Source organism: Brevundimonas sp. UBA2503 (assembly GCF_002341485.1).
Taxonomy (GTDB): domain Bacteria; phylum Pseudomonadota; class Alphaproteobacteria; order Caulobacterales; family Caulobacteraceae; genus Brevundimonas; species Brevundimonas halotolerans.
This window is the reverse complement of sequence record NZ_DDOD01000008.1, coordinates 110,851-111,162: the sequence shown is the minus strand read 5'-3', so window position 1 is coordinate 111,162 and position 312 is coordinate 110,851. Positions and strand designations below refer to the sequence as shown.

Annotated in this window: 1 pseudogene; it reads left to right on the top strand. The window is 68.7% G+C overall.

Annotation, left to right across the window (positions count from 1 at the left end):
- A pseudogene (locus tag B4K74_RS03235) lies at positions 1-312 on the top strand (pseudouridine synthase); the annotation flags it as partial.

The window sequence follows — 312 nt, the reverse complement described above, 5'->3', positions numbered from 1 at the left end:
GGCGTGGCCCGCCCGGGTATCGTCCATCGCCTCGACAAAGGGACGTCAGGCGTCATGGTCGCGGCCAAGCACGACCGGGCCCATCAGGGCCTGACCGGCCTGTTCGCCGCGCATGACATCGAGCGCACCTATATCGCCCTGACCCGNNCGATCGCAAGAAGATGGCGGTCCTGAAGACCGGCGGCCGCGAGGCCATCACCGATTATGTCGTTGAGCGCATCTTTGGCTTGCCTGCCAAGGCCGGCGGGGCGCCCCTCGCCGCGCGCGTCGCCTGCACCCTGCATACGGGTCGCACCCATCAGATCCGCGTGC